This is a genomic window from Exiguobacterium sp. H66 (assembly GCF_018618705.1).
GTDB classification, from domain to species: Bacteria; Bacillota; Bacilli; order Exiguobacteriales; family Exiguobacteriaceae; genus Exiguobacterium_A; species Exiguobacterium_A oxidotolerans.
Map to the genome: position 1 here is coordinate 195,635 of NZ_JACSMQ010000001.1, position 18,464 is coordinate 214,098.

The window sequence follows — 18,464 nt, forward strand, 5'->3', positions numbered from 1 at the left end:
GTCTTCACTCCCACTGATCATTATAGTTCAGTTCCTGCTCCATCATCGATAAATCATCTTGTGTGATTAAGAACAGTTGATAATCGGTCCGTTCCATCTCTATTCTAGCACGCTCGACGAGATACTTCGCTGAGCCACCGTGTTCTTCATCAAAAACGGATAACAGACCTTGGCTTTTTTTAATCATGAATTCCGTTTTGTTACGAAGCTGACTCGGATTCTCATAAGGCTTTTGGCTGATTGCATCGACGAAGTCCGCCTGGTTCAGTACCGCTAAATACTGAGCTTGTACAGGTTCCTTCCATTTAGCCTCTTGCTCTAAAAAGGGCAATAAAATCCCGAGACGAATGTCCGGATAGTCTGCTTTTAGTTCTAAGATGACTTCACAGGCCCACAGTTCACAGCCTGGAGTCGCGCTTGTTACGAACCATGTCGTCCCCATGTCTTCAATGAGTCGAATCAAGCGTTCGCGGTACGCCGCTTTGATAACCGGGATACCAGGATGTTTTTGATCAAAAATTCCTAGTTCAGTTGGCTTATAACCCGTGATGGCAACGACTTTCATTCTTGACACTTCCTTTGTAACCGATTGCTCCGATGTGTAAGTTCAGCGGTCAAACGTTCCCGCCGTGTTGTTAGTAACACCTGTCCTTCTAACAGTTGTTTTGCTTGCTCAGTATAATCATAAGCAAGCTGTGGCTCTTTTGCAATGTGCTCCGCCCATTTCGCCAACTCGATGTATCCGCGGAATGTCTCACTCTTTTTAAAGCAGTTGACTGCTTCCTGATGCCGTTTCATTTTTTTGTACAGAAGTCCTTGCCGTAACCAGCCTTCTGCCGATAGATCGTTTGCCTGATGAAAATGCTCGACCGATTGCTCATTGATGCCTAAATCGGCTAACCAGACGGCAATGTTTTCCCCAATTTGAGGTGATACCTCTTTTCGATGGGTCACGAGATGATTGCATTCATCGTACAGACTGACAAGTGTCAGACAGTCATGCAGGTGATGTTCAAGGACGCCATCCATGATGGACGGATTTTGATGTTCGACGTATTGAAAGTAATGCATCGGGGCTAAAAATCCTGGCAAATCACCCGCTCGTTCAAATCCGATTTGCTCTTCCATCGCTGTCAGACGGTACGAATCGGATAACCCTTTAAAAATTCGCCGACAGACATGGAGTAAATCCAGGTGACCGACTTTCGGCAGACGCGGTACACGTTCACGGACGAAGACATGTCGCGTCTTGATTTGCGGCCAATCAAAGCTTTTTCCGTTATACGTGACGAAACGGACGTCTTCTCCGATATCAGTCAAAAAGTGATGATAAAAAGCTGCTTCATAGTGTGGATGCGGCAGGAAGTATTGCCGCATCAATAGCTCGCCTTGTTCAAAACGGGCGAACCCCATCAAAAAAATCGTTGTCCCCGTTCCACGTAAACCGGTCGTTTCCGTATCGAAAAAGATGATCTGTTCGAGCGGGACATCGAGCGCGAGTGGTGGATGCGGTAGTTGAAGTGATTCGTACCCGGCACCAAACGTCCGGTGTCCATGGCTTTCTGTCAGTGGATAGCGCTGATCGATTCGAACGATCCACTCATCTTCGAACGTTAAAATTTCTGCCCCCTTCTCCACCCAGGCGGCTTGCTCGTTCGCAATCTTCGGATCGACGGCGTGCGTCGAAATCTTTTCTATCGTTTGCCGTTGTTCGCTCTCCTGATTCGTCGGTTTTAACATTCGTCTTAATTTATTTTTCATGTTAACTCCCTCTCCATCTCAGTCAACATCTGAATCGTCCGCTCCTTTTCGTCTGCGAGACCGACCATGCCGATACAGGCCGGGCAACCGTCAAGGCAGGGACATGTCTCAATCGAGTCGCGTGCTGCCCGTAACATGATGCTCCGTTGTTTATAGATTGAAGAAGCTAAGCCGACCCCTCCAGGATACCGGTCATACAAATAGATGGTCGGTTTCTGCGTGTGTGTCGCCTTGACTTGCGGCACGACGAAAACATCACTCGCGTCACACATTAAATAGAGGGGTGCCACACGCCGTAGGCTGTTCGCGACACCTTCCAGTACTTGTTCGAGCTCCGTACTAGAAGCAGATGTAGCAGGCAACGTAAACCAGACGCCTGTCGTATGGATTTCCCGTTCAGGTAAATGAATCGGACCAGACCCGATGTTTTCGTGGGTACCGAATTTAATTTTTTTGAACATCGTCGCCATCCCACGAACACTGACATCACCACGGGCCACACTAAACAGATCATTCGAATAGCTTTCATCTTCTTCAAGGACAGACAAATCGACTGAAAAATTAGCATCGGTATAATAATCGACATCAACGGCACGGACGAACGCTTTTTTCTCCTCAAAATCGAGTGTCTCGACTTGATATTGATCCGCCCCATGCAAGTAAATCGCTTCATCGTGAAGTAACGTCATCGCACTAAATGTATCCATCTCACCGATGACCCGATTCGGGACTTCCGTCTGATCGACGATGACGACGTTTTCTTGATCACTTGAGCGTAACGAGATCTCATGTGCCGGAAACGCATCATTCATCCAATAGAAACGCTCTCCCCGCTGATGCAGGACACGTTCTTCGACTAAATACTCGAGAATATCTTCCGTCTCGAGTGTGCCGAATCTTTCACTTTGCCGAAATGGAAGTTCGAATGCGGCACATTTTATATGGTCGACGGCGATGATTAAATTATCGGGATCGAGTCGTGCCGCCTCTGGTGATTGATTTAAAAATAACTCCGGTCGTTCTGCCACATATTGATCGAGCATCCCGGACGAGGCGACGAGGATGATTAACGCATCATCTTGCCGTCTTCCGGCACGCCCGGCCTGTTGCCAAAGCGAAGCAATCGTTCCGGGATAACCATTCATGATACAGACTTGCAATTGACCGATATCGACGCCCAGTTCTAACGCATTCGTCGAGACGATGCCGGTGATTTCACCTTTTCTTAGACGCCGTTCGATATCACGTCGCTCCGTCGGTAAATAACCACCACGGTATCCTTCAATCGATTTCGGACCGAGTTCATGGCGAATCAAACTGCGTAGATATGTCAGCAACACTTCGACGCGGACACGTGAGCGGGCAAAGACAATCGTCTGAAACTTCTTTTTGATGAATCGGGATGCCAGTTGTTTGGTTTCGAGTGTCGCCGAACGTCGAATTCCGAGTTGGGCATTGACGATTGGTGGTTGATAGACGATGAAATGTTTTCGCCCGGTTGGAGCACCATTGTCATCGATCAGACTGACCTGCTTCTCAATCAGCCGTTCCGCCAATTCTTGTGGGTTGGCAATCGTCGCGCTCGTCATGATGAAGACAGGGTCACTCCCGTAATAGTGACAAATCCGGCGTAACCGTCGGATGACATTCGCGACGTGACTCCCGAAGACGCCACGGTACGTATGCAACTCATCGATGACGATATACTTCAGGTTTTCGAACAGTTCAATCCACTTCGTATGATGCGGCAAAATGCCCGAGTGAAGCATATCTGGATTTGTAATGACGATGTTCCCCGCTTTGCGGACTTTCGTCCGAATCGTCGGTGACGTATCTCCGTCATACGTAAAACAACGAATCGGTGCTTCGAGCTCATCAATCAACTCGAGCAGTTCACTGTTTTGATCTTGTGCGAGGGCTTTCGTCGGATAGAGATACAGTGCCCGGTCGTTCGGATGCTCCAGTAGATGCGAGAGAATCGGTAAATTAAAGCAATATGTTTTCCCGGAAGCCGTCGGCGTGACGATGACCGTCGATTTCCCTGCCATGACTTGATCAAATGCTAATGCTTGATGCCGGTATAAGGCATCGATGCCACGTGCTTTGATGGCTTGTTGTAATCGTTTTGGCATCTGTTCCGGAAAAGGTGAGTACCGCCCTGCTGTAGCTTCCATCGTCTTCATATATGTGACGCGCTCCATAAAGGCGCGATCAGCTTTTAATTCCTCTAAATAGGTAACGAGTGATTGTCTCGGTTCCATCGACTCACTTCCTTCCTTCTTCACTCATTATACAAAAAAAAAGAGGTAAGACTGTAGCGACAGGTTCGCCACTTCAGTCTTGACCTTCAATTCATTCCTCTGTTTCTTATTCCGTGCTTTGGGAATCCTCTTTTTTGTCCGTCTTTTCTTTATCGGATTGTTTTTTCTTATCATTTTCTTTTGCTTTTTCATCCGTTGATTGTGTAGAGACTGACTCATCCGTTGCCGGTTCGTCCGTTGCCGGTTCATCCGTCACTGGTTCATCGGTCGTCGGTTCATCCGTCGTCGGTTCGTCCGTTGCCGGTTCATCTGTTGCCGGTTCATCCGTTGTCGGTTCATCCGTTGCCGGTTCATCTGTCGCCGGTTCATCCGTCGTCGGTTCATCCGTCGTCGGTTCATCCGTCACTGGTTCCTCAGTCTCTGGTTCAGCGACTGTGACTGACGTCGCAACAGGACCTGACTCTTCTCCTGATGCTTTCGCGACGAGTGTGAACTCTGTTCGTCCTGGTTTTAGACCATTGATACCAATTCGATTCGTTGAACTCGTCCCAAGAACCGATGTATTGCCATCCGGATCTTTCATCGATACTTCAAATGTTACGCTATCGTATCCGTTCGTCCGCAACGCTGAATCGTTGTAATTCCAAGTCAGCTCACCTGACTGCGCTTCTTCATCGTAAGAAGCTTGCAATCCAGTCGGAGCTGGTACGGCCTTTTTTTCGACGACCGGCTCCTTCGTTCCTTTCACATACAGTTCGTCACCGATACTGAGGACCGAGCTTGGTTGTTCGAACGGCGCTGGTGTCCGGTCACGTGTTTTGGTCACAAAATCTTTCCATAGGTTTTGTGCCATTCTACTCTCGGTTTGCCCTTCGAGGCCGATCCCGTTATTATTTCCAGATGTCGTCGTTCCTGTCCAAACACTAATGGAGACATCAGAAGTATAACCAACGAACCAAACATCCTTATAGGCATTCGTCGTTCCGGTTTTTCCTGCTGCATCAAATGAAAGTCCAGCCGTCGGGAACGTACCGCCCGGCTTCAGGACGTCACGAAGCATGTCCGTCAACATATAGGCTGTATAGTCTTCCATCGCTTTTTTCGATTTGATTGGTGATTTGATTTTTGATCCATCACTGTACTCAATTGACTTGATGATGTGTGGTTCCACATAATCGCCACCGTTTCCGAGTGTCGCATAAGCGCCCGCCATCTCAGTCGTGTTGAATCCGTGTTTCATCCCACCGATTGCGTACGCTGGAGAAATTGATTCATCTTTTTCTAATGCCAAACCAGATTTAGCAGCAAACGATTCGACCGCATCGCCACCAATCTCTTGGAACGTTTGGATTGCCGGTGTATTGGCAGAAATCTTCAACCAGTTTCGAATCGTGTTTGTTCCTTTGTAACCGTCGTAATAGTTTTGAATCGTCTTGCCGTTAATCTTCGTTTCTTGGTCCGTGATTTGTTTTGCTGTCGACCATTTTTCATTTTCAATCGCTGGACCATACGCGAAGAATGGTTTCGCAGAAGAACCCGGTTGGTGCGGTTCATTCGCGTAGTTACGACGTGCCGTGTCTTCCCCTGGATTTTTTCCGTCGACGACGGCTAAGACTTCACCCGTTTTTGTATTGACGGCAGAGGCCGCGGCTTCGGCATAGTCTGGTAATTGTACGACTTTGTCTTCTTTAATGGCTTCATTCATATAATCATGCATCGGTTTATCAATCGATGTATAAATTTTGAGTCCTTGGCCATAGATGTCTTTTCCTTCAAGACCAAAGACATCTTCTAATTCTTTTGAGACCATATCAAAGATGACGCTATCGTACGAAGCATCTGTCGTCGATTTTGGAGCGGGATCAATCAATTTAGAAATCGGTTGGTCGACTCCTTGATCACGTTGTTTTTGCGTGATGACGCCTGTCGTCAACATCGCATCTAATACTTGTGTTTGACGCCCCTTCGTTAACTTCGGGTCCCCTTTAATCGGATCATATGCTGTCGGACGCTGTGGCAATCCGGCAAGCATCGCTGCTTCTGCATAATCTAATTTATCGACCGTCTTATTGAAATAAGCTTTTGAAGCCGTCTGAATCCCGAACGAATTCTGACCATAGTAGTTTTTATTCAAGTACATTTCTAAAATTTGATCTTTCGTGTAGTCTTGTTCTAAACGAATCGCTAACCACTGTTCCTGTACTTTCCGTGTGATTGTTTTTTCAGAACTTAAAAACGATTGTTTGATGACCTGTTGCGTGATTGTTGATGCCCCTTCCGAGCCGAATCCATCGGTGATGTTCGCGATGATCGCTCCACCGAGACGACGGAAGTCAATCCCTTTGTGTTGGTAAAAACGTCGATCTTCAATCGCGATGAAGGCATCTTTGACGACTTCAGGAACTTCTTTAATCGAGACGTACTCGCGACTCGTTCCACCCTGTTTGATTTCTTCTTTGTTGCTCGCATAAATTTTCAGTGGGAGCGCATCCCGTAGTTTCGTCTCATCGAGTTCCGGAGCAGTGGCAATCGCATACGCAGCAAACCCACCTCCGACAAGCATCATGATGATGAATAAGCCGGTTGCAATCATTAATAGCTTTTTAAAAAGTGGACCTTTTCCAGATCCACCTGAACCACCGGACTTCTTTTTTTTCGGACGTTTCGTCCGATTCGATTGTTTAGTTGACGTCTTCGTTTCTTCACGACGTGCGACACGACTTCTTTCCATATGCTATCCTTCTCCTTCAATCCGTAAGTTTCTCAAGTGAAATATAATTCGTCTACTGCTTCGAGATAATCGATCGCAGGGAACGCACCTGTCTTGATTTTTATACCATGTTGTTCGATTTGGTCGAGCGGAATTGATTTACGACCCGTTTCCAATTGCTCCCACCAAGGGAACACGTGCTCGACTGAAAGCACATATTGCACATTATACATACTGAACCGAATGATGACAAAACAAATTCCTCCATGTGCTACGCATTGTCGCATGTGTTCGATTTGGTGGGGGTGGAAGTTCTTGAGTGGAAAAGAGGTTTTATGATTCGTTTCCTTCGCTTCAAAATCAATATATTTTCCCCGATAGACACCATTATAATCGGTCGTCGACGGTTGTTTGAAATAGGCTTCTTTCACGACAGCCGCAGAACGTTTCGGGTAATCGACTTGAACGATTTGAAGGGGGGTTGGCTTCTTGTGAATAATTGCCCGATTATGCGTCAAGTAAAACGTATTGCTTTCATTAATCAATTTTTCAAGCTTCATCCCCCGATTAGAAAACGTCGATGCTTGTGAGCGTGCTTTTTTTATCGTCGTTCCATGAGGTTCGAGAGGCTTTTGAAATTTTTTACCGTTCGGATAATTCAAAACGATTCCCCTCCTATCGCGTTTATTGTACCATGATATGTGATTGTATCGTATCGGCCGAGAGGAGTAGTTAAAAACAAATGACAATTGAACCGTTACTTCAAGAAATCGAAAAAATTTATCAAGCAGGTCGCGCCGGAACAGAATATGACTTCAACGAGGATGTCATTCCGTTCGTCGAACAAGCAGATGTGCTCATCGCCGATTGGCAACATAATGCGCAGAACAGCCCTTATTTACGCCCGGCGATGGTTGAGAGTGCCGTCGATCAACTGAAACAACTATCAGTCCAGGCGTTCCAACCAAAAACAAGTTTAAAACGTTTCAATGAAACGATTAAGTCTGTTCGCTATATCGATCAACTGATGCAGTGATTTCTCTCACTTAAGGTTTTACTTTTTTTAGCAGGAAATCTTGGTATACTTGTCGTACACAGTATAGTGTGGGAGACAGTTACAACTGGTCCTGTAGAACCGCGCGAGGAGGAATCTGATTGGCAACACCTAAATCGAATTCGCGCCATGAATCAAAAATGATTCCTAGAGCGTCGAACAACACTGCGAAAAAATACGTCATGTTCGTCGATGAGACGGGGACACCTAAAGGGAATACGCAATTTAATTTGACAGGTGTCTTGATGGAATACAAATATGCCATCGATTCGGACGAAACGGGTGAACCGAGCCCTTTACGGAAACGCTTGATGGAATTTAAGTCGAGTGTGTTTGAAGATCCACACATTCCACTCCATTTAAAAGAAATTTTAAAGGCGGAGCATCCTTACGGCAAAGAAGACGGGATCACGATTGATATGTTACGTCATTTTTGGGTCGCATTACCTGACTTCCTAGTCGATATCGACTGTACGATTGTCAGTGTCGAAGTCGATAAACAGAAGCTGCAAGATTTTTATTCGACACCAAAAGATCCTTACGTCGTCGCATTTGCCCACTTGATGAAATCTTTTTACGCTTTTTTAGAGGAAACGGAAGCGACGAGTGCTCGTGTCGTCCTCGAAAGTCGTGATGATTATCAAAACTTATTAATTCAAAAAGCGTTCTTCGATATCTTTAACTCGGGGACGGTCCACCTTGACGTCGAAAAAAGTCGTCAAAAAATCAAAGGCTTCATCTTTGCTGAAAAGGATAGCGACCTCTACCAATCCGGTCTTGAGATTGCTGACCTCGTCTGTCTTCCCCTTTCACGCGTACGTCGTGGCGTGATTGAGGTGAAACCACGGTTTGTCCATTACGGGGACGAAAACCGAATCTTTAAAGCAATCAAAGAAAAAATTTACATTCGTCGCGATAGTCCCGATCAAGATTTCCGAAACTGGGGATTCAAAAAAGTTCCGATCACGAAAAAGCGTCGGGAATGGTCCGATACGCCTTGGAATGGTTAAACATACGCGCGTATGATGGACAAGAGACATTTTATTTCACACGAATAAAGGATAGCACGCTTCCGGGGTTTCTTCCGGAAACGCGCTATCCTTTTTTTGCTTTTAAACATCATTTAAATGGTTCGTCGTTAATCGACAGGGATGATTGTCCCTTTCGTCCGTTTTTTTCCTTCCCGACACATGTCGAGTAATGGGCATTCAAGGCAGTGCGGACGTTGCGCCTTGCAGTGATACCGTCCGAAAAAAATGAATTGATGATGAAGCTTCGACCAGCGTTCCCGCTTGAATCGTTTCATCAACGTCGCTTCGACTTGTGTGACATTATCTTTCCAGCGACAGATACCGAGTCGTTTCGAGACCCGTTCGACATGCGTATCGACTGCGAATGCCGGGACATCGAATGCAACCGATAACACGACGTTCGCTGTTTTTCGCCCGACGCCGGGTAACGCTTCGAGTCCGGCACGGTCCGTTGGTACTTCACCTTCATGCAACGTGATGAGGCGTTCCGCGAGTGCTTTGATGTTTTTCGCTTTATTGCGATAGAGACCGAGTCGTTTGATTTTCTCTTCGATGGCAGCGACCGGTGCAGTGGCTAGGTCGCTTGGCGTTGGATACGCGGCAAACAATCCCGGCGTGACTTGATTGACGAGCACGTCCGTCGCTTGCGCACTCAAGGCGACGGCGACGACGAGTTCAAACGGATTTTTATGAATCAGTTCACAAAAAGCGTCCGGAAACATCTCTTCGAGGGTCCGTTCAATCCGGTCGATTTCAGCTACTCGTAACATGATTCACCCTCCCCGCGTCGCAAGATCTTCGAGTGTTTTAATACCCTCGCGTTCCCACGTCCGCAAAATTTGATTGATATAGGTCATCTTCCGGACGTTATGGTAGACGGCTTCGCGAAGCGCGGCAAGCACTAGCTCTTCCGCGATGTTTTCAATCGTCAGCCACTGAATGATTTGTTCCATTTGAAACGGCGACATCATTCCGAGTTCCCGCTCAAATTGTTGGAAGACAGATGGATTGATCGTATCGAAATTCGGCGCCTCTTGTTCCGGTGGTGCCATTAATTTTTCATAGAGTGGAACTAACGAATAGCGTTCCGATCCGGCGACGTTTTCCATCGCCAGCAACCCCTTCTGTAACAAACCGAGCGTCGTCTCAATCGTTTCTGTCTCGGACAGCCCGAGACGATTGCTCAATTCTTCCGGTGAAGGCATCTCCATCCCTTCCGCACGGCAAGCGAACAGTTGACCGATTAACGTAAACTCGACGAAGCTGATTCCAAGCCGCTTCGCTTCCGTGAACAATCGTTTCGGAAGCACGACGGTCCCTTCTTCGAAAAGTTGGATTAAATTATGATTCATGACACTTCCTCGATTCTTTAGTCTAAGCAAGAAATCGACCCGTCTAAACGATGGGTCGATTTCAGTCTAAATTACGGATACAACCGGTTGAGTAGACGTGGGAATGGAATCGTCTCCCGAACGTGCTCGACGCCCGTGATCCAAGCGACAGTTCGTTCAAGTCCTAAACCAAAGCCACTGTGCGGTACTGAACCATACTTGCGTGTTTCAAGATACCATTTATAGGCGCCTGTCTCATCCAAGTTATGTTCTTTCATATCAGCAAGCAGTTTGTCGTAATCTTCTTCACGTTGCGAACCACCGACGATTTCGCCGTATCCTTCCGGTGCAATCAAGTCGTCACAAAGAACGAATCCCGGGTTTTCCGGATCTTCTTTCATGTAGAACGGTTTGATGGCTTTCGGCCAGTGCGTGATGAAGACAGGGCGGGCAAAACTATTTGCGATTGCTGTTTCATGTGGTGCACCAAAATCATCTCCGAATTCGATGTCATCGAATCCTTGCTCTTTCAACATATCGATTGCTTCCGTATACCGGACGCGTGGGAATGGTGCTTGAATCGTTTCAAGAACCGTCAAGTCACGACCGAGCAACTCGAGTTCCGCTTTACAGTTCTTCAAGGCGGACTGCACGAGATGCGAGACATAGTTTTCTTGGACTTCGAGGTTCATCTCATGGTCGTAGAACGCCATCTCCGGCTCCATCATCCAAAACTCAATCAAGTGGCGACGTGTTTTTGATTTTTCAGCACGGAATGTCGGACCGAATGAAAAGACTTTCCCGAGCGCCATCGCTGCCGCTTCCATGTAGAGTTGACCCGATTGTGACAAGTACGCATCTTCATCGAAGTATTTCGTTTGGAACAATTCGGTTGTTCCTTCCGGTGCACTGCCCGTCAAGATTGGTGGGTCGACTTTGATGAACCCTTCTTGGTTAAAGAACTCATATGTCGCACGGATCAATTCATTTCGAACGACCATGACGGCATGCTGGCGTTTTGACCGCAACCAAAGGTGACGGTTGTCCATCAAGAAATCTGTTCCGTGTGCTTTCGGTGTAATCGGGTAGTCGATTGCTTCATGGATGATTTCAATTGAAGTGATCTCCATCTCATGACCAAGTGCTGTCCGCTCACCATCTGATTTGATGACTCCCGTCACCCAAAGTGATGATTCTTGCGTTAGACCTTTCGCTGTTTTGAATAAGTCTTCTCCGACCGTTTCTTTGACGACGACACCTTGCATAAAGCCGGAACCGTCACGTAACTGAAGGAAGGCGATTTTACCGCTTGAACGTTTGTTCGCTAACCAACAGCCAATCGTGATTTCCTCTCCCACATGTTTTGCTACATCTCGAATCATTGCTTTCAAAAGTCAACATCCTCTCTAAGTTAAACGGCTGTACGAGCCGCGATAAATCCTTCAATCCGATCGAGCGCTTCTAGGACACGCTTCGGGTCTGTTGCGTACGATAGACGTACATATTCCGGAGCACCAAATCCTGAACCTGGAATCAAGGCTACTTTTGCTTCTGACAAGACGGCTGTACACCAGTCATCGACGTTTGCATAACCACACATCTTCGCTGCCTCTAAGGCATGTGGGAACAAGTAGAAGGCACCTTCCGGCTTCAAGCACGTCAAACCAGGAATCTGAATCAAGCGTTCGTAAATTTGTTCGAGCCGTTCTTCGAACACGACACGCATCGCTTCGACCGGGGCATCCCCTTCTTCGTAGGCCGCGACAGAAGCAGCTTGCGCGATTGACGTCGGGTTCGACGTCGAATGGCTCGCAAGGTTTGTCATTGCGCCGATGATTGCTTTCGGTCCGATCGCATAACCAATCCGCCAGCCCGTCATCGCATGCGATTTCGAGACACCATTGATGATGATTGTCCGTTCCCGCATTCCTGGAAGTGTCGCAATCGATAAGTGCGTCACACCGTTATACAGTAATTTCTCATAAATTTCATCGCTGATGACGAGAATGTCATGTTGAATCGCCATCTCTGCTACCATCTCTAACTCTTCTTTCGTGTAGACCATACCTGTCGGGTTCGAAGGTGAGTTCAAGACGATTGCTTTCGTTTTCGGTGTGATGTGTTGCTCGAGCAACTCACGTGTCACCTTGAAACGTGACGCTTCCGTCGTCTCTAAAACGACCGGTACGCCGTCACTCAACTTGATTTGCTCAGGGTAGCTGACCCAGTACGGAGCAGGAACGATGACTTCATCTTCCGGGTCGAGAATGGCTTGGAAGAGTGTCGATAAAGCATGTTTCGCACCAGACGCGACCATGACTTCCGAGCGATCATACGATACCCATAAATCGCGACGTGTCTTCTCGATAATCGCGTCTTTCAACGCAACCGTTCCGCCTGAAGGCGTATACTTTGTATCGCCTGCTTCTGCTGCCGCAAACGCCGCTTGAATGATGAACTCCGGCGTGTTGAAATCCGGTTCACCAGCCCCAAGACCGATGATATCTTGACCGGATGCCCGCAGTTCCTTCGCTTTCGCCGTGATGGCAAGCGTTGTAGAAGGCGTCAATTGTTGTACGCGTTTTGATAACATGTCGCACACTCCTTTTAGTTAATCCGTAGTCGTTTGATGAAAGATCCCTCTTGATACGTATAGTACGAATATTCATAGCCCGTCTCGGTTTCCGCGACGATCTCAATTAAGGCGCGATCTTCGAAACCATATTTCGTGGAAACGATTTTTCCTTGATCTCCACTTTGACGAATGACTTCATCCACCTTAATGCCGTCTTTAACCGGGCGTGTCTCAATCTTACCTTTTGACGGGACAAAAGCGCGTAACGCCTCTCCCTCTTTTTTAATCGAGAAGACGGTGTACTGGTCTTTTCCGTTAAAGACATTTTCGAATGTCACGGCGTCCGGGGCTATTTCTTGTGTTAAACGTTTTTCTGCCCGCTTGACGACTTCTTGTTCTCGCCCTTTTGCTTCACCAACCGTTAACTGGTAGATTCCTGTACCGATTAGCGTAATCAAAAGAACGACCGAAATCAAACCGATGGCGATTTTCCACTTCATGTGCGGTAGATGGTGAAGACCATCTGCTCCTTGTCTTTCTCATCTAGAGCTAAACCAAACATTAAGCCCTCCGTTTTTAACGTGCGATTCAATAAGTCTACGATTTTGTACGTATCGTCATGGCGATTGACCTTGACCGTTGCGAGTGTCTCGATTTTCGAATCCATCTTATATCCTCCCTCATTTTTCTTAACCTATTATAATGCGATAATGGTTATTTTAATAGACTCAATCCGTATCATTCAAGAACAATTCGAGTTCTGCCGTCAATTCTTGAAGTGGTTTTGATAAAACAGGCACATTTGGCAAACTTGAAACAAAACGTTTTCCGTAACGTGTCGTCTCAATTCGACGGTCAAACACGAACACGACACCACGGTCATTCGTCGTTCGAATCAAACGACCGAACCCTTGTTTAAAACGAATGATCGCTTGCGGTAAGCTGTATTCAAAAAACGAAGATTTACCTTGTTGTTCGATTTGTTCCGATCGTGCCTGAACGATGGGTTGGTCAGGCGGTGCGAAGGGTAGACGAACGATGACAAGACAACTTAAGTCGTCACCCGGAACATCGATCCCTTCCCAAAAACTCGCAGTCCCAAAAAGAATGCAGGCATCGAGTTGCTTAAACTGTTTCATCAAGCGCTGCCGGGATCCTTGTGTGATTCCTTGCGACAGCAACGTAAATCGTGCCGGAAGTGCCTGCTTCGTCGCATCATGCGTTTGTCGCAACATGTCATTGGATGTGAACAAAACGAGCATCCGCCCTTCCGTCACTTCAGCGATTTCGATGATTGCTTCCGCAATCGTTTCGGCATATTTCGCAGGTGGGACGTCCTGCAGTAACGGCAAGTCCGTCGGAACCATCAGCCGGACTTTTTCCGCGTACCCGAATGGTGACGGGACAATGAACCGCCGTGTCTCGAGTTCGCTTAAACCAAGCCGCTTTTCAATGAATTGAAACTTGTTCGAGACCGTCAACGTCGCGGATGTCAAAATGCTCGTCCGTTTCGAGAAAACATCCCGGTATAATCGTTCTGAAATATCGATTGGTTGCGTATAAATCCGTGTCAACTTCCGATTTTTTGCAGTCGTCTCAATCCAGGATACTGTTTCATCATGAGGCGCGAGCATCGTCTCAAAAATCGCATTCTCGACATCCTCGATTTGACCGATCACGGATTTGAGATCCGCGACGACGGACCGTTCCCGGTAACTCATGTGTTCGCGTTGATCGTGGAATAATTTATGAATCGCCCGAATCGCTTGTCGTAATCGACGTAAGACCAATTCGACCCGTTTCGCACTTTCCTGAACGGCCCGCATCGAATGATCGAGTCGTTTGAAGCGGACCGTGACACGTCCTTCCCGTCGCTCTTTCCGGGAAGAGAGATCAAGTCCATAGGCTTGGATGATCATTAACAGGTTATCTGCCTCTTCGATTAGCTCCGTCATCGTCTCATCAATCACTTCACTATGTGCTTCGACCATCTCCGTCAAATCAAACTGATCGGAGAGGTTGACGAGACGCGTCAACAATTTTTTATCCGCGGAGAATCCGAGTTGTCTAAAAATCCGGTCGAATGAATGCCCGTCGAAGACGAGTCCGAAATGGTGGCTCGCGACTTCCTCGATTTGATGGGCCTCATCTAAAATCAACGGGCAGCCTTTCGGTAAGACACCCGCCTCATACTGAATATCACTAAACAATAAGGCGTGGTTCGTGACGATGATCGTCGCGTCCTTCGCTCTACGGACGGCATGTTGGAAAAAGTCACGGCTAAACCACGGATCGAATCGCCCGAGTTGCGACTGGCTATCCGACTGGATCAACTGTTTGATGGCGATGTTCCCTTGTGCTGCTCCACCGGGAAGACTGACTTCTTCCAAGTCTCCCGTCGTCGTTTCAGTCAACCAAACGAGCAATGTTGCTTTCGCTAACGTAAAATTATACGGTTCTTCTGTTTCATTCAGGAAAAACTCGAATTTACGTAAATCAATATAATTGTTCCGCCCTTTGAGCAATGTAATGTCGACTGGGGCATCGAACAGTTGACGCAACAGCGGTAAATCACGGGCGAACAGTTGCTCTTGCAGTTGAATCGTATGTGTACTGACGATAATCGGCGTCTCGTGTTCAATCGCATAATGTGTCGCCGGAACAAGATAGCCAAGAGATTTTCCGGTACCCGTCCCAGCTTCGACGAGCAATGGTACTTCTTGATCAAGTGATTGATAGACATGGCGCATCATCTCAAGTTGACCGGTTCGTTGCTCATAGCCCCTGAACAGCTTCGGAAAGATCTCTTGATTCAAGTGATCAACGAACGGTCCGAATGGCTGGAGTTCCGACCGGTTCGGCATCAGTTCCGGATCAAGACGTTTTTTCAGCGCAATCTTTCGGAACGAATCGAACCGATCGCCTGTCTCGATGCCGACGGCTTGAATCGCAAAATCAATCTCTTCTTCCATCGCACTGAATAATTTTGGGGCTAAGCGACGCAACTGTTTTAATGTATCAAGCGGTAGCTCGCGAAGTCGACTTAACAGTTCGAGTAATAATTCTGCCGTCGCTTCTGCATCGCTTCCCGCCCGGTGAGCTTCTTGATGCGTCAACTGTAAACTTTCCGTCAGGTGCGATAAGGAGTGACTCTCTGCCGTCGGTAATAGAATCCGTGCCAGTTCGACCGTATCGATGACGGGACCGGTATACGGTAAGTAACCTTCTTCTTCAAGCGCTTCATTTAAAAATGTTAAATCGAATTGGACATTGTGCGCGACAAACACTCCACCATCTAACATCGAGAGGACGCGCGGTGCAATGACATCAAATGTGTCTGCGTCCCTTACATCTGAATCGGATATTCCTGTCAATTGCGAGATGAACGGCGGAATCGGATTTTTCGGTCGAACGAAAGCCGACAGACGTTCCGTCACTTGCCCTTGTTCGACGACCGCTACGCCGATTTCAATCATCTCATCTCCAGCTTTAATCGAATGACCTGTCGTCTCTAGGTCGATCACCACATACTTCTTCTCCACGACTTATCTCCACCTTTAACCATCCATCTGTTACGTTTCGAACTTCTCATGATTCATCTTAACAAAAATAGAGACCCGAATGTGTTCCGGGTCTCTGAATTTCATAAGATCGTATGCGCGATTTCTTGAGAAAGCATCTGTTTGATGTTATTCGTTTCATCGAGAACAGCCACCTTCGGCTCGTGGACGAGGATTTCTTCATTCGTCAATTGTGCATATGCCATGATGATGACTTCGTCTCCAACTTGGAAATGGCGAGCTGCCGCACCATTTAAACAAATGACACCGGAGCCACGTTCACCCTTGATCGCATATGTTTCGATTCGGGCACCGTTTTGATTGTTCGTCACTTGAACTTTTTCATTTTCAAAGATTCCGACCGCATCAAGCAAATCTTCATCAATCGTGATGGAACCGACGTAATGGAGGTTCGCCTCCGTCACTCGAGCTTTGTGTAGTTTAGCGTGCATGAATGTCCGTAACATAAATCATGCTCCTCTCGTATAAAGTAAATTATCAATCAAGCGCGCTGATTCAAACTGAACCGCGACGGCTAATAAAATCGTTTTCGTTTCTGATGTAACCGGTCCGAGCGTCGGATAGTCGACCGCTTCGACATAATCAAGCGCCGTTCCTTCAAGACGCAAGGCATCTTTCGTCCGTTCGACGACTTCCTCGACGGCTGTGCCTGCTTCAAGTAACGCGTTTGCTTGCTGTAGAGCTTGTTGCAAACGCGGTGCTTGACTGCGTTCTTGCTCAGACAGATAGACATTTCGTGAGGACTTTGCGAGACCGTCCGCTTCCCGGATAATCGGACACCGTTTAATCTCGACCGGAACGAAATAATCTGCGACATACCCTTCAATTAAGGCTAACTGCTGAGCATCTTTCAGTCCGAAATAGGCACGTGTCGGGTGGACGATGTTCAATAATTTACTGACGACCGTCAAGACGCCATCGAAATGTCCTGGTCGTGACGCACCACAAAGGACGTCGTCGCCCGTTCTGACCGTCACGCGCGCCATATCGAGCGGATACATTGTCTCATTCGTCGGATAAAATACATAATCGACGCCTGCCGCACGCGCCAGTTGTTGATCGCGTTGTTCGTCACGTGGATACCGTTCTAAATCTTCGTTTGGTCCGAACTGCGTCGGATTGACAAAAATACTCAACACGACAATCTCATTTTCACGTCGTGCTTGTTCGAGTAACGAACCATGACCTTCATGCAAAAACCCCATTGTCGGTACAAAACCAATCGAGTCATAGGCTGCTAATTCTTGCCGTAGTTCGTCGATGTCTTGAATGACTTTCATTCTTTACCGCCTCCATAAAGCGAATCGATCAATTCTTCATCCATCGTGAACGTATGTTCAATAGATGGGAATACACCTTGTTTTACTTCTTCGACGTAGCTAGCAATCGCTGCTGTCCCTGACGTATTCCAGTCCGTATACGCTTTAACAAACTTCGGTAGACGTCCGACACCATATGTCAGGATGTCATGGTAGACGAGGACTTGTCCATCGACATCAACGCCGGCACCAATCCCGATGACAGGAATCTGAAGTAATTCGCTGACTCGTTTCGCAAGTTGGTGCGGGACACATTCCAGGACGAGCATCTTCGCACCGGCTTGTTCCGCTGCTAAACTGTCTGCAATCAACTGTTCCGCTGCTGCAAGCGATTTTCCTTGTACTTTAAAACCTTCGAGTACGCCAACTGATTGGGGTGTCAATCCAAGATGTGCGACACAAGGCATCCCTGCGTCCGTCAAGCGACGAATCGTCGTCAAGATGTCCCCAGCACCTTCAAGTTTTAAGGCATCGGCCTGACTTTCTTGAAAAATACGTGCCGCAGCATCAAGCGTCCGGTCGAACGAACCGTGGTAACTTGCGAATGGCATGTCAACGACCATGAATGTCTTCGGTGCCCCACGGCGGACCGCCCGTGCATGATGAATCATGTCCTCAACCGTCACGGCAATCGTCGAATCATATCCTAAAATTACGTTTCCAAGTGAATCACCGACGAGTAAGAGATCGACGGCTCCTGCTTCTGCTAATTTCGCTGACGGATAATCATACGCCGTCAACATAACGAGTTTTTCTCCCGTTGCTTGTTTTTTTAGTAAAGGTGTCATTGTGTGCATGTGTGTTCTCTCCTTCGTTAGTGTAGAGAGGACAAAAGGAAACG

General features: G+C 47.3%; 17 protein-coding genes. 2 read left to right on the plus strand and 15 right to left on the minus strand.

Annotation, left to right across the window (positions count from 1 at the left end):
* Nucleotides 1-4 precede the first annotated feature (4 nt).
* From KNP88_RS01025 to recU, 5 genes are all read right to left on the minus strand, one after another.
* Nucleotides 5-565 (minus strand): SLOG family protein, encoded by a 561-nt coding sequence (locus KNP88_RS01025; RefSeq protein ID WP_214891989.1) that lies wholly within the window; start codon nucleotides 563-565, stop codon nucleotides 5-7.
* Complete coding sequence (locus KNP88_RS01030) at nucleotides 562-1,761, minus strand: ribonuclease H-like domain-containing protein (RefSeq protein ID WP_214891992.1); 1,200 nt, start codon at nucleotides 1,759-1,761, stop codon at nucleotides 562-564. The genes KNP88_RS01025 and KNP88_RS01030 overlap by 4 nt, the downstream gene beginning before the upstream one ends.
* On the minus strand, nucleotides 1,758-4,022 hold the full coding sequence (locus tag KNP88_RS01035) for a DEAD/DEAH box helicase (RefSeq protein WP_214768560.1): 2,265 nt from the start codon (nucleotides 4,020-4,022) through the stop codon (nucleotides 1,758-1,760). Before KNP88_RS01035 ends, KNP88_RS01030 begins: the two co-directional genes overlap by 4 nt.
* A gap of 106 nt (nucleotides 4,023-4,128) precedes the next feature.
* The gene (locus KNP88_RS01040) at nucleotides 4,129-6,753 is read right to left on the minus strand and encodes a transglycosylase domain-containing protein (RefSeq protein WP_214891994.1); all 2,625 of its coding nucleotides are present in this window, start codon (nucleotides 6,751-6,753) and stop codon (nucleotides 4,129-4,131) included.
* Nucleotides 6,754-6,785: 32 nt separating this feature from the next.
* On the minus strand, nucleotides 6,786-7,400 hold the full coding sequence (gene recU, locus KNP88_RS01045) for a Holliday junction resolvase RecU (protein WP_204251435.1): 615 nt from the start codon (nucleotides 7,398-7,400) through the stop codon (nucleotides 6,786-6,788).
* A 74-nt stretch (nucleotides 7,401-7,474) separates the two neighbouring features.
* Between recU and KNP88_RS01050 the strand changes: the two genes are divergently transcribed.
* Nucleotides 7,475-7,768: a DUF1798 family protein gene (locus tag KNP88_RS01050; RefSeq protein WP_088837309.1), complete on the plus strand. Its 294-nt coding sequence runs from the start codon at nucleotides 7,475-7,477 to the stop codon at nucleotides 7,766-7,768.
* A 119-nt stretch (nucleotides 7,769-7,887) separates the two neighbouring features.
* A complete protein-coding gene (locus KNP88_RS01055) occupies nucleotides 7,888-8,796 on the plus strand; it encodes a DUF3800 domain-containing protein (RefSeq protein ID WP_239456727.1) in 909 nt (302 codons plus the stop codon).
* A gap of 128 nt (nucleotides 8,797-8,924) precedes the next feature.
* Here KNP88_RS01055 and nth read toward each other — a convergent pair whose 3' ends face one another.
* The 10 genes from nth to panB all read right to left on the minus strand — a co-directional run bounded on the left by nth (nucleotide 8,925) and on the right by panB (nucleotide 18,420).
* Nucleotides 8,925-9,587: an endonuclease III gene (gene nth, locus KNP88_RS01060; protein ID WP_214891996.1), complete on the minus strand. Its 663-nt coding sequence runs from the start codon at nucleotides 9,585-9,587 to the stop codon at nucleotides 8,925-8,927.
* Nucleotides 9,588-9,590: 3 nt separating this feature from the next.
* The gene (locus KNP88_RS01065; protein ID WP_029330601.1) at nucleotides 9,591-10,169 is read right to left on the minus strand and encodes a DnaD domain-containing protein; all 579 of its coding nucleotides are present in this window, start codon (nucleotides 10,167-10,169) and stop codon (nucleotides 9,591-9,593) included.
* A 71-nt stretch (nucleotides 10,170-10,240) separates the two neighbouring features.
* Complete coding sequence (gene asnS, locus KNP88_RS01070) at nucleotides 10,241-11,530, minus strand: asparagine--tRNA ligase (RefSeq protein ID WP_152638933.1); 1,290 nt, start codon at nucleotides 11,528-11,530, stop codon at nucleotides 10,241-10,243.
* A gap of 29 nt (nucleotides 11,531-11,559) precedes the next feature.
* Complete coding sequence (locus tag KNP88_RS01075) at nucleotides 11,560-12,741, minus strand: pyridoxal phosphate-dependent aminotransferase (RefSeq protein WP_029330605.1); 1,182 nt, start codon at nucleotides 12,739-12,741, stop codon at nucleotides 11,560-11,562.
* Between the two features lie 14 nt (nucleotides 12,742-12,755).
* Nucleotides 12,756-13,223, minus strand: a complete 468-nt coding sequence (locus KNP88_RS01080) for a hypothetical protein (protein WP_214765099.1) — start codon at nucleotides 13,221-13,223, stop codon at nucleotides 12,756-12,758.
* Nucleotides 13,220-13,390 carry a YpmA family protein gene (locus tag KNP88_RS01085; protein ID WP_214891998.1) on the minus strand — a complete coding sequence of 57 codons (171 nt, stop codon included), beginning with the start codon at nucleotides 13,388-13,390 and terminating at the stop codon, nucleotides 13,220-13,222. The genes KNP88_RS01080 and KNP88_RS01085 overlap by 4 nt, the downstream gene beginning before the upstream one ends.
* A 61-nt stretch (nucleotides 13,391-13,451) precedes the next feature.
* Nucleotides 13,452-16,265 carry an ATP-dependent DNA helicase DinG gene (gene dinG / locus KNP88_RS01090; protein ID WP_214892000.1) on the minus strand — a complete coding sequence of 938 codons (2,814 nt, stop codon included), beginning with the start codon at nucleotides 16,263-16,265 and terminating at the stop codon, nucleotides 13,452-13,454.
* 101 nt (nucleotides 16,266-16,366) lie between these two features.
* Nucleotides 16,367-16,750, minus strand: coding sequence for an aspartate 1-decarboxylase (panD, locus tag KNP88_RS01095; RefSeq protein WP_029330611.1), 384 nt, complete (start codon nucleotides 16,748-16,750; stop codon nucleotides 16,367-16,369).
* 3 nt (nucleotides 16,751-16,753) lie between these two features.
* A complete protein-coding gene (gene panC, locus KNP88_RS01100; protein WP_214892003.1) occupies nucleotides 16,754-17,584 on the minus strand; it encodes a pantoate--beta-alanine ligase in 831 nt (276 codons plus the stop codon).
* Nucleotides 17,581-18,420 (minus strand): 3-methyl-2-oxobutanoate hydroxymethyltransferase, encoded by an 840-nt coding sequence (gene panB, locus KNP88_RS01105; protein WP_029330615.1) that lies wholly within the window; start codon nucleotides 18,418-18,420, stop codon nucleotides 17,581-17,583. Before panB ends, panC begins: the two co-directional genes overlap by 4 nt.
* Nucleotides 18,421-18,464: the final 44 nt, after the last annotated feature.

What these genes read in the sequence shown, in the direction of transcription:
- KNP88_RS01050 (WP_088837309.1), top strand. Translation starts at nt 7,475, where the DNA reads ATGACAATTGAACCGTTACTTCAAGAAATCGAAAAAATTTATCAAGCA.
- KNP88_RS01075 (WP_029330605.1), bottom strand. Translation starts at nt 12,741, where the DNA reads ATGTTATCAAAACGCGTACAACAATTGACGCCTTCTACAACGCTTGCC.
- KNP88_RS01040 (WP_214891994.1), bottom strand. Translation starts at nt 6,753, where the DNA reads ATGGAAAGAAGTCGTGTCGCACGTCGTGAAGAAACGAAGACGTCAACT.
- KNP88_RS01085 (WP_214891998.1), bottom strand. Translation starts at nt 13,390, where the DNA reads ATGGATTCGAAAATCGAGACACTCGCAACGGTCAAGGTCAATCGCCAT.
- KNP88_RS01025 (WP_214891989.1), bottom strand. Translation starts at nt 565, where the DNA reads ATGAAAGTCGTTGCCATCACGGGTTATAAGCCAACTGAACTAGGAATT.
- KNP88_RS01080 (WP_214765099.1), bottom strand. Translation starts at nt 13,223, where the DNA reads ATGAAGTGGAAAATCGCCATCGGTTTGATTTCGGTCGTTCTTTTGATT.
- asnS (WP_152638933.1), bottom strand. Translation starts at nt 11,530, where the DNA reads ATGATTCGAGATGTAGCAAAACATGTGGGAGAGGAAATCACGATTGGC.
- KNP88_RS01035 (WP_214768560.1), bottom strand. Translation starts at nt 4,022, where the DNA reads ATGGAACCGAGACAATCACTCGTTACCTATTTAGAGGAATTAAAAGCT.
- panD (WP_029330611.1), bottom strand. Translation starts at nt 16,750, where the DNA reads ATGTTACGGACATTCATGCACGCTAAACTACACAAAGCTCGAGTGACG.
- panC (WP_214892003.1), bottom strand. Translation starts at nt 17,584, where the DNA reads ATGAAAGTCATTCAAGACATCGACGAACTACGGCAAGAATTAGCAGCC.
- nth (WP_214891996.1), bottom strand. Translation starts at nt 9,587, where the DNA reads ATGTTACGAGTAGCTGAAATCGACCGGATTGAACGGACCCTCGAAGAG.
- KNP88_RS01065 (WP_029330601.1), bottom strand. Translation starts at nt 10,169, where the DNA reads ATGAATCATAATTTAATCCAACTTTTCGAAGAAGGGACCGTCGTGCTT.
- panB (WP_029330615.1), bottom strand. Translation starts at nt 18,420, where the DNA reads ATGCACACAATGACACCTTTACTAAAAAAACAAGCAACGGGAGAAAAA.
- KNP88_RS01030 (WP_214891992.1), bottom strand. Translation starts at nt 1,761, where the DNA reads ATGAAAAATAAATTAAGACGAATGTTAAAACCGACGAATCAGGAGAGC.